Origin of the sequence: Phenylobacterium koreense (genome assembly GCF_040545335.1) — a bacterium.
In the GTDB taxonomy this organism is placed as follows: Bacteria; Pseudomonadota; Alphaproteobacteria; order Caulobacterales; family Caulobacteraceae; genus Phenylobacterium; species Phenylobacterium koreense.
The window spans coordinates 168,112-180,467 of the sequence record NZ_JBEPLU010000001.1; the positions used below are offsets into that span (position 1 = coordinate 168,112).

The 12,356-nt window shown below is 69.8% G+C and carries 12 protein-coding genes and 1 tRNA gene; 5 read left to right on the forward strand and 8 right to left on the reverse strand.

What is annotated here, in order from left to right:
- Nucleotides 1-7 precede the first annotated feature (7 nt).
- From ABID41_RS00875 to cobA, 5 genes are read right to left on the reverse strand one after another with little or no spacing between them, the layout of a single operon-like run.
- Entirely contained in the window at nt 8-745 is a 738-nt protein-coding gene (locus ABID41_RS00875; RefSeq protein ID WP_331930241.1) for a phosphoadenylyl-sulfate reductase, read from the reverse strand.
- Nucleotides 746-750: 5 nt separating this feature from the next.
- The gene (locus tag ABID41_RS00880; RefSeq protein WP_331930239.1) at nt 751-1,254 is read right to left on the reverse strand and encodes a DUF934 domain-containing protein; all 504 of its coding nucleotides are present in this window, start codon (nt 1,252-1,254) and stop codon (nt 751-753) included.
- The gene (locus tag ABID41_RS00885; RefSeq protein ID WP_331930237.1) at nt 1,238-2,893 is read right to left on the reverse strand and encodes a nitrite/sulfite reductase; all 1,656 of its coding nucleotides are present in this window, start codon (nt 2,891-2,893) and stop codon (nt 1,238-1,240) included. The genes ABID41_RS00880 and ABID41_RS00885 overlap by 17 nt, the downstream gene beginning before the upstream one ends.
- A gap of 7 nt (nt 2,894-2,900) precedes the next feature.
- Nucleotides 2,901-3,260, reverse strand: a complete 360-nt coding sequence (locus tag ABID41_RS00890) for a DUF2849 domain-containing protein (RefSeq protein ID WP_354296986.1) — start codon at nt 3,258-3,260, stop codon at nt 2,901-2,903.
- A complete protein-coding gene (gene cobA / locus ABID41_RS00895) occupies nt 3,257-4,105 on the reverse strand; it encodes a uroporphyrinogen-III C-methyltransferase (protein WP_435529975.1) in 849 nt (282 codons plus the stop codon). Before cobA ends, ABID41_RS00890 begins: the two co-directional genes overlap by 4 nt.
- A gap of 178 nt (nt 4,106-4,283) precedes the next feature.
- Here cobA and gcvA point away from each other — a divergent pair, with 178 nt between their 5' ends.
- Together gcvA and ABID41_RS00905 are read left to right on the forward strand one after the other, a co-directional pair.
- A complete protein-coding gene (gene gcvA / locus ABID41_RS00900) occupies nt 4,284-5,240 on the forward strand; it encodes a transcriptional regulator GcvA (RefSeq protein ID WP_331932737.1) in 957 nt (318 codons plus the stop codon).
- 13 nt (nt 5,241-5,253) lie between these two features.
- A complete protein-coding gene (locus ABID41_RS00905) occupies nt 5,254-5,586 on the forward strand; it encodes a chorismate mutase (RefSeq protein ID WP_331932738.1) in 333 nt (110 codons plus the stop codon).
- Here the strand turns inward: ABID41_RS00905 and ABID41_RS00910 are convergent.
- Nucleotides 5,559-5,909: an Hpt domain-containing protein gene (locus tag ABID41_RS00910; protein WP_354296988.1), complete on the reverse strand. Its 351-nt coding sequence runs from the start codon at nt 5,907-5,909 to the stop codon at nt 5,559-5,561. The genes ABID41_RS00905 and ABID41_RS00910 overlap by 28 nt on opposite strands.
- A gap of 93 nt (nt 5,910-6,002) precedes the next feature.
- Between ABID41_RS00910 and ABID41_RS00915 the strand changes: the two genes are divergently transcribed.
- Nucleotides 6,003-6,078, forward strand: a tRNA-Lys gene (locus ABID41_RS00915).
- A gap of 309 nt (nt 6,079-6,387) precedes the next feature.
- On the opposite strand, the gene ABID41_RS00920 is transcribed toward ABID41_RS00915, so the two are convergent.
- Entirely contained in the window at nt 6,388-9,939 is a 3,552-nt protein-coding gene (locus ABID41_RS00920) for a beta strand repeat-containing protein (protein WP_354296989.1), read from the reverse strand.
- Nucleotides 9,940-10,146: 207 nt separating this feature from the next.
- Between ABID41_RS00920 and ABID41_RS00925 the strand changes: the two genes are divergently transcribed.
- Nucleotides 10,147-10,551 (forward strand): GFA family protein, encoded by a 405-nt coding sequence (locus ABID41_RS00925; protein WP_354296991.1) that lies wholly within the window; start codon nt 10,147-10,149, stop codon nt 10,549-10,551.
- A 65-nt stretch (nt 10,552-10,616) separates the two neighbouring features.
- Here the strand turns inward: ABID41_RS00925 and ABID41_RS00930 are convergent, their stop codons facing one another.
- On the reverse strand, nt 10,617-10,997 hold the full coding sequence (locus tag ABID41_RS00930) for an RcnB family protein (RefSeq protein WP_354296993.1): 381 nt from the start codon (nt 10,995-10,997) through the stop codon (nt 10,617-10,619).
- Between the two features lie 193 nt (nt 10,998-11,190).
- Here ABID41_RS00930 and ABID41_RS00935 point away from each other — a divergent pair, with 193 nt between their 5' ends.
- Complete coding sequence (locus tag ABID41_RS00935; protein ID WP_354296995.1) at nt 11,191-12,330, forward strand: serine hydrolase domain-containing protein; 1,140 nt, start codon at nt 11,191-11,193, stop codon at nt 12,328-12,330.
- Nucleotides 12,331-12,356: the final 26 nt, after the last annotated feature.

Genomic DNA, 12,356 nt, shown 5'->3' on the forward strand with positions numbered 1-12,356 from the left:
AGAGGCGTCAAATATCGCCGCCGACGTTGGTGACCGTCCCAGGGGCGCGCGCGACATGGATGCCGCACTCGGTCTTGTCCTGGCCGGCCCAGCGGCCGGCGCGGACGTCCTCGCCCTCCTCCACCGGCTTGGTGCAGGGCCAGCAGCCGATGGACGGGAAGCCCTGCGCCACCAGGGGATGGGCCGGCAGGTCGTGCTCGGCCATATAGGCGTCGAGTTCTTCCTTGGCCCAGTTGGCGAGGGGATTGAACTTCACCTGGCCGCTGGCCTCCTCGACCACCGGTAGCGACAAACGGTCGCCGCCATGGAAGCGCTTGCGGCCGGTGATCCAGGCGTCGAAATCGACCAGGGCGCGGTCCAGCGGCAGCACCTTGCGGACGTTGCAGCAGGCGTCGGTGTCGGTCTGCCAGAGCTTGGCGTCGGGATCGGTGACGGCCAGGTCGTTATAGGCCGGGCGCAGGTCGCGCACGTCGGTCAGGCCGAGCCTGGCGGCCAGGTTCTTCCGATAGTCGAGCGTCTGGCCGAACAGCATGCCGGTGTCGAGGAACAGCACCGGCAGGTCCGGGCGGATCTTCGAAACCATGTGCAGCAGCACGGCCGACTCCGCCCCGAAGGACGAAACCAGGGCGAGCTTGTCGCCAAAGCTTTCGATCGCCGATGCCAGCACGGTGGCCGGATGCGCGTGTCGCAATTCGGCGTCGAGACGCGCGGCGATGGAGGGACGCTCGGTCTGATCGAAAGCCATGGGCTTTAGGCCTCTCTGCGCTCGGCGAAGGCCGGTGTCCGGCCGTCGGCGGCGCGCTGGTAGACGTGGCTGTAACGACGGGTGGCGGCTTCCCACTGCTCGGCGTTGGAGCCGTCCGCCGGTTCGAAGGCGTCGACGCCGCAGCGGAACATGAACAGCGCCTGCTCGCGCAGGACGTCGCCCACCGCCCTCACCTCGCCGGTGAAGCTGTAGCGCTCGCGCAACAGCCGGGCGTTGGAGTAGTGGCGGCCGTCGCGGAACTTCGGGAAAGCCAGGGCCACCACCGCCAGGCGCGGCAGGTCGTAGGCCAGGACCTCGATCTCCTCGCCGGCCTCGACCCGGACGCCGACGGCGCGGCCTTCCGAGAGCAGGCGGTCGCCTTCGGACTGGAACCTCGTCAGCGAGATGATCACGTCGCCCGGCGGCAGGGACTCGTCGTCGGCGACGCTGGTGAAGGGGTCGTTGGCCAGGGCCGCGCGGCCCTGGTGCATCTTAATTAGCGTCGGCATAGACGGCCTCCTTGAAGGGCGCCGCGCCGGTGCGGCGGTAGGTGTCGAGGAAGCGCTCGCCGTCCTTGCGTTCGCGCAGATAGACCTCGACCATCTGCTCGATGGCTTCGGCGACCTTGGCCGCCGGCAGCGCCGGGCCGAGGATCTGGCCGAGGGCGGCGTCGTTCTCCGGCGTGCCGCCCAGGGTGACCTGGTAGAATTCCTCGCCCTTCTTATCGACGCCGAGGATGCCGATCGCGCCCACATGGTGGTGACCGCAGGCGTTGATGCAGCCGGAGATCTTGATCGGCAGCTCGCCGATCTCTTCGGCGCGGGCCGGGTCGGCGAAGCGCAGGGCGATCTGCTGAGCGATCGGGATCGCGCGGGCGTTGGCGAGCGTGCAGTAGTCCAGGCCCGGGCAGGCGATGATGTCGGTGATCAGCTCCATGTTCGGCGTGGCCAGGCCCGCCGCGGCGAGAGCCTCGTAGACCTCGGGCACGTCGTCCAGCTTCACGTGCGGCAGCAGCAGGTTCTGCTGGTAGTTCACCCGGATCTCGTCCTTGGAGAACCGCTTGCCGAGCTCGGCCACCACGTCCATCTGCTCGCTGGTCATGTCGCCGGGGGTCTCGCCCGGCGTCTTCAGGGAGACGTCGACGATCGCATAGCCGGGCGCCTTGTGCGGGCGCACGTTGTGGCGAAGGAAGCGGGCGAAGGCGGGATCGGACGCCTTGCGGGCCTCGACGCGTTTCGAGCCGGGAGGCAGGACTTCCAGTTCGGTGGCGAAGCTGGCGCGGATGCGGGCGAGCTCTTCGTTGGGCAGGTCGACCGTGGCCGGATCGGTCTTGCCCCACTCTTCCTCGACCTGACGGGCGAATTCCTCCGCGCCGAGGGAGGCGACCAGCACCTTGATCCGGGCCTTCCAGATGTTGTCGCGGCGGCCGTGGCGGTTGTAGACGCGCAGGATCGCCTGCAGGTACGACAGCAGGTGGCGGGTGGGCAGGAACTCACGGATGGTAGAGCCGAGGTAGGGCGTGCGGCCAAGACCGCCGCCGACCATCACCTCGAAGCCCAGTTCGCCCTCGCGGCCGCGGCGCAGAGCCAGGCCGATGTCATAGACGCGCGTGGCGGCGCGATCCTTGACCGCCGCGCCGACGGCGATCTTGAACTTCCGCGGCAGGAAGCTGAATTCCGGGTGCAGGGTCGACCACTGGCGGATCGCCTCGGACCAGACGCGCGGGTCGTCCAGCTCGTCGGAGGTGGCGCCGGCATAGGGGTCGGCGGTGATGTTGCGGATCACGTTGCCGGAGGTCTGCATCGAGTGCATCCCGACCTCGGCCAGATGGTCGAGAATCTCCGGCGCGTCCTTCAGCTTGATCCAGTGGAGCTGCAGGTTCGTGCGGGTGGTGAAGTGGCCGTAGCCCTTGTCGTAGGTCCGCGCGATGAAGGCGAGCTTGCGCAGCTTGGCCGAGTTCAGCGTCCCGTAGGGGATCGCGATCCGCAGCATGTAGGCGTGAAGCTGCAGATAGAGACCGTTCATCAGCCGGATCGGCTTGAACTGGTCCTCGGTGATCTCGCCCGCCAGGCGCCGGGAGACCTGGCCCCGGAACTCGGCGGCGCGGTCGGCGACGAAGGCCTTGTCTATGCTGTCGTACTGGTACATCGCGCCCTCACTTGCGCTTGATCAGATTGACGCGTCCGGAGGACCGGGCGGCGCCTTGGGCGTTCTGTAGGAGCTCTACGTCCTCGCCGCCATCGGCTTGCTTGCCGTGCTGCGGGTGGTTGGACGGGCCGAGCGCGCGCACGCGCTCGCGGAACGAGAGCGGGGCCCAGCCTTCGCCGGCCTCGATCACGTCGATCAGGTAGGGGTCGACCACGATGGTGGGGTCGCTCTTGGCCTTGGCTTCGGCGAGCTCGGCGGATTCCTCGTCATCGAACAGCTCGGCCTCCGAGAAGCGGAACGCCCAGCGGCCCTGCTTCCAGAACACGACCTCCCCGTCTGCCAGAAGGTTGGCGGTCAAGGCTTTCATGACTTCACTCCCAGCTCGAGCGCCCGAGCTTCGTCTTGCAGTGTCGCTTCCTGTCCGCCGGCCTGCGCCAGGGCCATCGCCTCCCCGACGATCAGCAGGGCGGGCCCTGCGACATCGGCCGCGGCGTCCGGCAGCTCGGACAGCTTGGTGAGGATGCGCCGCTCGTCGGAGCGGCTGGCGTTCTCCACGACCAGGGCGGGGGTCGCGGCCTGGCGGCCGGCGGCCATCAGGCGCGCAGCGATCCCGGCGGCGGTGGAGACGCCCATATAGATCACGACCGTCTGGTTCGGCCGGGCCAGGCTTTCCCAGTCGAGGTCCGGTTCCCCGCCGGACGCGGCGTGGCCGGTGACGAAGGTCACGGCCTGGGCGCTGCCACGGTGGGTCAGGGGCGCGCCGGCGCTGGCCCCGGCCGCCAGGGCCGCGGTCACGCCGGGCACGACATGGCATTCGACGCCAGCCTCGCGGCAGGCTTCCAGCTCCTCGCCGCCGCGGCCGAAGATGAAGGGATCGCCGCCCTTGAGACGCACCACCTTCAGCCCCTCCTGGGCGAAGGCGACGAGCATGCGGTTGATCTCTTCCTGAGCGTAGGAATGGCGCGACTTGCGCTTGGCGACCGAGATCCTGCGCGCCGCAGCCGGCGCCAGATCGAGGATTTCGTCAGAGACAAGGCCGTCGTGGACGACCACCTCGGCGTTCTGCAACGCCTTGAGCGCCTTGAGGGTCAGGAGCTCGGGGTCGCCGGGGCCGGCGCCCACCAGCCACACGGCCCCGCCCTTGCGGGCAGGAGCCCCGCCCAGCACGACGAGACGTTTGGTCGCCTCGTTTTTGGGCTTGCGATGCGGCATCGTTTTTAGCTTCTCTAAACGCCAGGGCTTGAAAACCAGAGCGGGACGGGCTTTCACCCGCCCCGCTGATATATCCGCCGAAGAAAAGGGCCGATACCTCGGCGGATGGTTGCAAACTGGCCTCGCAGGGGCCAATTCGCAACCCAAGGACTTCTGCCGGGGGTGTCAGGAAAACTCGATGGAGCGCAATACCGAACGCCGCCGGCTGCCGCCGCTGAACGCCCTGAGGGCGTTCGAGGCTGCTGCGCGGCACCTGAACTTCTCAAGGGCTGCTGACGAACTCTCGGTGACGCCGGGGGCGGTGAGCCAGCAGATCCAGAACCTCGAAGACTATGTGGGCGCGGCGCTTTTCAAGCGCACGCCCAAGGGGTTGCTGCTGACCGACGCGGCGCAGACCGCCCTGCCCGCCCTGCGCGAAGCCTTCGACCGGCTGGCCGAGGCCGCCTCGATGCTGACCGCGGCCGTGGACGGCCGGCGCCTGACCCTGACGGCCGCCCCCTCGTTCGCGGCCAAGTGGCTGGTGCCGCGGCTGGGCCGGTTCGAGGAACTGCATCCGCACGTCGACGTGTGGCTGTCGGCGGGCCTGGAACTGGTCGACCTGACCGCCGGCGAGGTGGATGTCGCCATCCGCTACGGCGCCGGGCGGTATCCGGGGCTGGAGGTGCGCCGGCTGATCGGCGAGACGGTGATTCCGGTGCTGTCGCCGGACCTGGCGGCGACCACGCCGCTGAACGACCCCGCGGACCTGGCCAATCACATCCTGCTGCACGACGGCTCGCCCGAGCCGGACGATTCCTGCCCGGACTGGACCATGTGGCTGGCCGCCCGCGGCCTGCGCGGCATCGACGGCGCACGGGGCCCGCGGTTCAACCAGTCGAGCCTGGTGATCGAGGCGGCGGTGAACGGCCGCGGCGTTGCGCTGGCCAAGCGCACCCTGGCCCAGGCCGACCTGGACGCCGGGCGGCTGGTCGCCCCGCTGCAGATCGCGACGGCCGTGGACTTCGCCTATTACGTGGTCCATCCGAAGGCCAAGGGGCGGCTGCCGCAGGTGAAAGCCTTCATAAACTGGATCGCCGCGGAGGCCGAAGCGCACGAAGCGGCCCTGAGAAGCCTGGACAACGGCGCCGGGATTTAGTCCTACACGGCTTATGAAAATCATCGTCGATGAACGGCCCTTGCCGGCCGACTGCGAGACCATGCTCGACGTCCGAAAGGGCGTCGACGCCCTGGACCGCGCGCTTGTGCTGATGCTGGCCGAACGCCAGCGCTACATGGACGCCGCCGCCCGCATCAAGGCCGACCGCGACGCGGTGCACGACCAGGCCCGGATCGAGGACGTGGTCGCCAAGGTGAAGGCCGCCGCCCGCGAGGCCGGCCTCTCCGAGGAGATCGCCGAACCGGTCTGGCGAACCCTGATCGACCGCTGCATCGCCTATGAGTTCGGCGTGTGGGATCAGCTCCGCGGCGTGCGCAAGGACTGAAGCGCCCGCTCGTGCAGATAGGCGGCGATATCCGACAGCGCCGCGTCCAGAGCATCACGCACTCCGTCGAGCGCGCCGGGCCCGTCGGCCTCGGCGCGCGCGCAGGCGTCGCCGAGCGCGACGGCGCCGATTCCCCGCGCCGCGCCCTTGATGGTGTGAACGGCGTCGCGCCAGCCGTCCGCGGCCGGGTCCAGAAGATTCGACCAGATCGCCGCCTGCTCGCGAAACAGCCCCAAAACCTCCTCGATGACGTCGCCGTCGCCCGCGGTGAAGCCCTCAAGGTATTGAAAATCAACGACTCCTGAGATGTCGCGCTTCGCCATGAAATTTCCCCCTATCGAGGCCTTGCTTTGTCTCAGGCTTCGAGTATGTTCCGCGCCCTCGCCGCTGGTTGCGCAAGCGACCGCCGCCGAGACGGGTGTATAGCTCAGTTGGTAGAGCAGCTGACTCTTAATCAGCGGGTCCAAGGTTCGAATCCTTGTACACCCACCAAAATTTCTCAAAAGTTTTAGCCGCTTAGCGGCACGACGCGCAGAGCAAGGCGCGTATCGTGCGATTTCGATCACAATCGCCGGCCGCGGAGGTGGCGGACTTCCTTGGGTCCCCGGCCCGTTGGCGTTCGACGGGAGGTCGGACGAGTCGGCGCGGAGTTCGCAGCGGAGCTGCCGAAGCCTCGGCGGTGAACGGAGCGACTGGCCTTAGCACAACCATCGCTAGACTCCCGCGACCAGATAAGAACCCGCGCGCGCTAAGGGCGACGGGAGACATGCCCCTCCCGTCGCCCTCGCTCGCGTGCGCCGGTCAGCCGACGCCGATCCAGCCGTCAGGGAGGCTGGAGAGCTGTACGCCGACGAGGGTCATTTGCGCCCCGCCGGTCATGCTGATGACCACGTCCGCGCCGGACTGGGCGGTGGTGTAGGTCGTGCCCGTGAGCAGGTTCACGCGGTCGCCCTCGGCGGCGTTGAAGTCGAGGACCCGGTCGACGCCGGCGTCTCCCCAGGCGTGGAAGACGTCCGCGCCCGCGCCGCCGCTGAGGGTGTCGTCGCCGCGGTCGCCGGCCAGCCAGTCGGCCCCGTCGCCGCCGGAAACGCTGTCGGCGCCCTGGCCGCCCCGGACGATGTCGTCGCCCACTCCGCCATAGGCCGTGTCGTCGCCGAGGTTGCCGTAGACGATGTCGGCGCCCTCCTCGCCCCACAGCAGGTCGTGGCCCTGGCCGCCGACCACCCAGTCTCCGCCGGCGCCGCCGGAGACGGTGTCCTGGCCGGTGTTGCCGTGGGCGTCGTCGAAGCCTGAGCCGCCGACGATGACGTCGTCGTCGTCGCCTCCGCGAAGGAAGTTGGTCCCCTCGCCGCCCTCGACGCGGTCGTCGCCCGCGCCGCCGAACACGGAGTCGTCGCCCAGGTCGCCGAAGAGCTGGTCGTCGCCGTCGTCGCCGTTGAGGAGGTCGCCGTCCTGGCCGCCGCGCAGGATGTCGGCCCCGCCGCCGCCGGAGATCGTGTCGGCCCCGGCGTTGCCGTGAGCGAAGTCGGCGCCGTCGCCCATGCTCGCGCCGTCGTTCCCTGCGCCCGCGGAGTAGCTGTCGTTCCCCGAGGCGAAGGTCGCCGTGTCATCGCCGGACGTGCCCTGGGCGTTGGCGGGAACTGAACCGCCGCCGCCGCTGCCACCGCCTCCCCCGATCTGGGCGCCGGTGATGTCGGTGACCATGTTGGAGAACTGCAGGCGCTCGACCTCGGTCAGGACGTCGGTCCCGTCGGGGCCGGTGACCTGGGTCCGCCCTGCGCCCAGGCTGGTGATGACGTAGGCGCTGCGCAGGCCGGAGAAGACCGCCACGTCGGTCCCGGCCCCGCCGAGGATCTCGTCGTTCCCGAGGCCGCCGGTCAGCCGGTCGTTGTCGCCGCCGCCCGCCAGGCTGTCGTCGCCTGACCCGGCGACGATGAGGTCATCGCCGCCTGCGCCGACCAGGGTGTCCGCGCCGGCTCCGCCGGTGAGGTCGACCGACTGCAGCGAGGTCATGCCCGAGGCGTCGAACAGGTTGTCGTCGCCGTCCCCGACATAGGTGATGGTGTTGGGCGCCAGGCCGGTGAGGGAGAGGTCGCCGGTGACGGTCACCCGCTTTCCGTTGAGGACCAGCTCCTCGACATTGGTGACGGTCAGGTCGGTGTCGCCGTCGCCGTCGAGGTCCAGCAGCATGGCCGAGCCGTCGCCGCTGGGGGTGATGGTCAGGGCCGCGGTCGGGGCGGACAGGGCCGGGGCGGTGATCTCCACGACGTCGGTCCCGAGACCGCCGTCGACGCTTTCGGCGCCGCTGCCTGGCGTCCAGACGAAGGTGTCGGCCGCCGAACCGCCGACCGCTTCCGGCGCCGGGACATAGTCCGGGTCGCCGAGGTCGGCCGCGCCCAGGCCAAGGCTATTGGTGTTCTCGAGCCGGACGATGCTGGCGAAGGCGTCGCCGCCGCCGTCCTGGTCGATCTGGACGAGCGTCGCGGCGCCGTCCTGGACCAGGCGCATGAAGCCGCCCGCAAAGGGGCTCGCGCCCGGCGTCCAGCCGGTCAGGCGCGCGGCCAGGGCGTCGGTGACGTCGAGGACGTCCTCGCCCGACTGGAAGTCGGCGATCGTGACCAGGCCAAGCGCGGCGGGATCCAGCCGCAGGGTGTCGCCGCCCTCGCCAAGGGTGACCTGGGCGGTCTGGCCCGCGCCCGGCGAGACGGTGATGAAATCGTCGCCGCCGCCGCCATTGACGGTGTCGGCCCCGGTTCCGGCGTCGATGGTGTCGTTTCCGGCCGGGCCGATCTCGGAGTTGGCGCCCTCGTCCGCGAAGATGGTGATCGGGCCGGACGTGCCGGTCTCGTGCGCATCGACATGGATCATGCCATCGCCCAGGAGCACGTCGTCGCCGGCCCCGCCGGAGAGGCTGTCGGCGCCGCTGACCCCGGCCAGTACGTTGGCGTTCGCATCGCCGCTGAGGGTGTCGGCCGCGAACATGACGCCGGAGAGGTTCTCGACGCCGCTGAGCTTGATGAGACCCTGGAGGGTGTCCTGGGCGGTGGCCTGATTGGCGAGGGTGACCTTGACCCCGCCGGTGAGGGTCTCCGAATAGAACGACAGGGTGTCGGTCCCGTCGCCGCCGACGACGACCGAGGGGCCTGCGCCCACCGACAGGAGATCGTCCCCCGCGCCGCCGGAGAGGCTGTCGCCGCCGCCCGCGCCCCAGAGCCAGTTACCGGCGGCGTCGCCGGTCAGGGTGTCGTCGCCGACCGTGCCGGTGAGGTGCTCGATGCTGACCAGGGTGTCGAGGCCAAGGCCGGTGTTCTGCGGCCCGGCCACGGAGAGATCGACCGTCACGCCGGCCGGGGCGTCGAAGAATGAGGCGCGGTCGATGCCGGCGCCGCCGTCAAGACGATCGTCGCCGGCGCCGCCGACCAGGAGGTCGTCCCCCGTCCCGCCGTTCAGGGTGTCGTTGTCGGCCTCGCCTCGCATGAGGTCGTGACCGTCGGAGCCCAACAACAGGTCGTTCCCGCCGGCGCCTTGGATGGTGTCGTCGCCGGCGCCGCCGTCGAGGGTGTCGGCCTCGGCCCCGTCGTCGGCGAAGACCTCGATCTCGCCGGTGAGTTCGCTGATGAGGACGACGCCGTCGCCCAGCAGCAGGTCGGCGCCTGCGCCGCCGGACAGCGAATCCGCGCCGCTCCAGCCGGCCAGTATGTTCGCGTTCGCATCGCCGCTAAGGGTGTCTCCGGCGAACATCACGCCGGAGAGGTTCTCGACGCCGCTGAGCTTGATCAGGCCCTGGAGGGTGTCCTGGGCGGTGGTCTGGTTGGCGAGGGTGACCTTGACCCCGCCGGTGAGGGTTTCCGAATAGAACGACAGGGTGTCGACCCCGTCGCCGCCGGCGACGATCGAGGCGCCATTGCCCACCGACAGGAGATCGTCCCCCGCGCCGCCGGAAAGGCTGTCGCCGCCGCCCGCGCCCCAGAGCCAGTTGGCGGCGGCGTTCCCGACCAGGCTGTCGGCGTAGAGCGTCCCGGTGAGGTGCTCGATATTGACCAGGGTGTCGAGACCGAACCCGGTGGCCTGTGGCCCGGCCAGGTTGAGGTCCACGGTCACGCCGGCCGTGGCGTCGAAGAAGGAGGCGCGGTCGAAGCCGTCGCCGCCGTCCAGCAGGTCGTCGTCCGCGCCGCCCGTCACCAGGTCGTGGCCGGCCTCGCCGAGCAGGGTGTCAGCGCCCTGGCCGCCTCGAAGGATGTCGTCGCCCGCGCCCCCGCTGAGGCTGTCGTTTGCTTCCAGGCCATTGATCTCGTCGTCATCGACGCCGCCCGAAAGCGTGTCCGCATCGATCGTGCCTTCAATCAGCGCCATGCGCCTTCCCCCACTGATGGCGCGCGGACGGCCAAGCGCCGCACGCGCCGATCGGAGGCGTCGTTTCTCCGGCCGCCTCCCCCTGGGGACTCAATTATGCGAGCTGCGTGGTGCGAACCTCCCCCATTTGGGGGAGGCTGCTGACACGCGCTGGCAGGAGGGGCGTTTCAGAATGGCGCTCTGGAATGAAGGAAGGGAGCCACCGCCATGACCCTCGTCGCCACCTGCCATTGCGGCGCCACAAGGATCGAGCTGCCCTATGCGCCGACCGAAGCGCACGAATGCAATTGCAGCTTCTGCGCCCGCACCGGGGCGGTCTGGGCCTATTACCGGCCAGGCGAGATGAAACTGGTCTCCCAAGCCGAGGATCGGGTCTATTCGGCGAGCGAAGGCCTCAACCTGCACCACTTCTGCGGCCGCTGCGGCATGCACGCCTTCGGCGATTCGCCGGACTGGGCCTCCGCCTACAACCTGGATGGGACGCCCAAGGAAGGCTTCGAGGCCGGCGCCGTGCCCGCCGAACGCATCCATGGAGTGAACCTGCGGCTGATCGACGACCTCGACTGGTCGGCGATCACGGTCGAGAAGGTCGACGGCCGCAACAACTGGTAGCGCGCCCCCCACAAAAAAAGCCCCGGCCGAAGCCGGGGCTGAAGGGAGCGAAACCAGTTGGGGGCTTAGCGCAGGCCGCCCACGATCACCGAGGCGATGATGCCGGTGGCCAGGGCCGCCAGGACCACGTCGCCATTGTCGGCGCGGTAGTAGGCGTAACCACGCGGCGGCGGAGCCCAGCCGTAACGACGGTAATCGTTCACGATGTAGGTGCGGGTCCGATAATGGTCGAAGCGCTGGCCACGGGCCCAGCGGCGATGACCATAGGCGTGACCGGGAGGGCCATAGTGCGGACGGCGGTTGTCGTAGCGGTCGGCATAGTTCGGGCGCCCGTCGCGGTCGCGGTCGCCATAGGGGCCGCCACGGCCGCCATAGGGTTGGGCCGAGGCCGCGAAGCCGGTCAGCGTCATGGCGGCGGCGGCGGCGATCAGAATGGCCTTCTTCATGTCGTGTCTCCTCAGGTTGAGACCACCCTAGCCGGGCCTGCCTGAACACGACCGGGAACGGCCAATTCATCTGCCGTTCACCCAGCGGAAATGCCTTGTACGCCAAGGAATCCCGCCATGCTGGCGCCCGCGAAGGGCACTACCCAGCGCCGGGCTTTGCGCTAAGGTTTTCGCAAAGACCGGGAGGACGGGAATGGCGGAGACTATCCGTGCGGCGCTGGAAGCGGGCTTGCAGGAAAGCGGCCTGCCGGGCGTGGCGGTCGCGGCGATCACCCCGGGCGGAGAGGCAGTGAACCTGGCGGTGGGCGCGCCGGGTCCCGACGCCGCCGAGGCGCTGGCGCCCGATGCGGTGTTCTGGATCGCCTCGATGACCAAGGCGATCACCGCCCTGGCGGCGCTGCAACTGGTGGACGCCGGCCGCCTGAGCCTGGACGAGCCGGTCGGCAAGTGGCTGCCGGGACTGGCGCAGCCGCAGGTGCTGGAGGGCTTCGACGCCGAGGGCGCGCCCAGGCTGCGGCCGGCGCGCGGGCCGATCACCCTGCGGGGGCTGCTGACCCATACCAGCGGGTTCGGATACGACTTCGCCAGCCGCGACCTCGCCCGCTGGCTCGCGCATAGCGGCTCCAACACCCTGGGCCCGGCGGCGCCGGAGGGACTGCCGCTGCTGTTCGACCCCGGCGAGGCCTGGACCTATGGGCACGGGCTGGACTTCGCCGGCTTGCTGATCGAGGCGGCGACCGGCAAGGCGCTGAACGAAGTCCTGGCCGAGCAGGTGTTCGCGCCGCTTGGGATGGCCGACACCAGCCTCTCGCTGACGGCGGCGCAGCGAGGGCGGCTGGCCCCCATGCACGCGCGCCTGCCGGACAGGGGACTGACGCCCCTGCCCTTCGCCCTGCCCGAGCCGCCGCACTTCCAGATGGGCGGCGGCGGGCTCTATTCGACGGCGGGCGATTATCTGAAATTCCTGCGCGCCCTACGGGACCGCCAGGCGGGCCTGCTGTCGCATGAAGGGATGGAGCTTCTGCTGACCAGCCAGCTCACCGAGCCGCGCCCCGGGGCGCTGAAGAGCGCCGCGCCGCACCTGGCTCTGGACTACGACCCGTTCCCAGGCCAGCCGACCGGTTGGAGCCTGGGCTTCCTGGTCAATCTGGAGCCCGGCCCGGCAGGACGCTCGGCGGGCAGCCTTTCCTGGGCCGGGCTCAGCAACTGCTACTACTGGCTGGACCTGGAGCGCGGCGTGGCCGGCGTGATGATGGCGCAGTTGCTGCCGTTCGCCGATCCGGGCGCGCTGGCCCTGTTCGACCGGTTCGAGCGGGCGGTCTATGCGAGTTGAGGGCTGACTCCCCTGCGGGGGCGCAT

Coding starts and splice junctions, on each gene's coding strand:
- ABID41_RS00875 (WP_331930241.1), bottom strand. CDS start 745: ATGGCTTTCGATCAGACCGAGCGTCCCTCCATCGCCGCGCGTCTCGAC.
- ABID41_RS00880 (WP_331930239.1), bottom strand. CDS start 1,254: ATGCCGACGCTAATTAAGATGCACCAGGGCCGCGCGGCCCTGGCCAAC.
- ABID41_RS00885 (WP_331930237.1), bottom strand. CDS start 2,893: ATGTACCAGTACGACAGCATAGACAAGGCCTTCGTCGCCGACCGCGCC.
- ABID41_RS00890 (WP_354296986.1), bottom strand. CDS start 3,260: ATGAAAGCCTTGACCGCCAACCTTCTGGCAGACGGGGAGGTCGTGTTC.
- cobA (WP_435529975.1), bottom strand. CDS start 4,105: ATGCCGCATCGCAAGCCCAAAAACGAGGCGACCAAACGTCTCGTCGTG.
- gcvA (WP_331932737.1), top strand. CDS start 4,284: ATGGAGCGCAATACCGAACGCCGCCGGCTGCCGCCGCTGAACGCCCTG.
- ABID41_RS00905 (WP_331932738.1), top strand. CDS start 5,254: ATGAAAATCATCGTCGATGAACGGCCCTTGCCGGCCGACTGCGAGACC.
- ABID41_RS00910 (WP_354296988.1), bottom strand. CDS start 5,909: ATGGCGAAGCGCGACATCTCAGGAGTCGTTGATTTTCAATACCTTGAG.
- ABID41_RS00920 (WP_354296989.1), bottom strand. CDS start 9,939: ATGGCGCTGATTGAAGGCACGATCGATGCGGACACGCTTTCGGGCGGC.
- ABID41_RS00925 (WP_354296991.1), top strand. CDS start 10,147: ATGACCCTCGTCGCCACCTGCCATTGCGGCGCCACAAGGATCGAGCTG.
- ABID41_RS00930 (WP_354296993.1), bottom strand. CDS start 10,997: ATGAAGAAGGCCATTCTGATCGCCGCCGCCGCCGCCATGACGCTGACC.
- ABID41_RS00935 (WP_354296995.1), top strand. CDS start 11,191: ATGGCGGAGACTATCCGTGCGGCGCTGGAAGCGGGCTTGCAGGAAAGC.